The sequence below is a fragment of the Corynebacterium sp. HMSC062E11 genome (assembly GCF_001811845.1).
Classification (GTDB): Bacteria; Actinomycetota; Actinomycetes; order Mycobacteriales; family Mycobacteriaceae; genus Corynebacterium; species Corynebacterium hesseae.
This window is the reverse complement of sequence record NZ_KV806826.1, coordinates 1-238: the sequence shown is the minus strand read 5'-3', so window position 1 is coordinate 238 and position 238 is coordinate 1. Positions and strand designations below refer to the sequence as shown.

Here is a 238-nt window from a genome sequence, read left to right as displayed (position 1 = left end):
TCACCGTCGGTGTCAGCCTTATTCGGATCGGTGCCAAGCTCCTTTTCCTTATCATCTGTCAGGCCATCGCCATCAGAATCCTTGGACTTCGGATCAGTGCCGTCCTTCTTCTCGTCACCATCATTGATGCCGTCACCATCGGTGTCTGGGCTATTCGGATCCGTCGGAGCCGGGTTGCCATCCTTGTCAGTCCGATTGACTTCGTCACCATCGTTGACGCCATCACCATCGGTATCGG

Annotated in this window: 1 protein-coding gene; it reads right to left on the bottom strand. The window is 55.0% G+C overall.

Annotation, left to right across the window (positions count from 1 at the left end; all coding sequences use genetic code 11):
* On the bottom strand, positions 1 to 238 hold a 238-nt coding region (locus tag HMPREF2822_RS09640), incomplete at both ends, for a hypothetical protein (protein WP_198530975.1).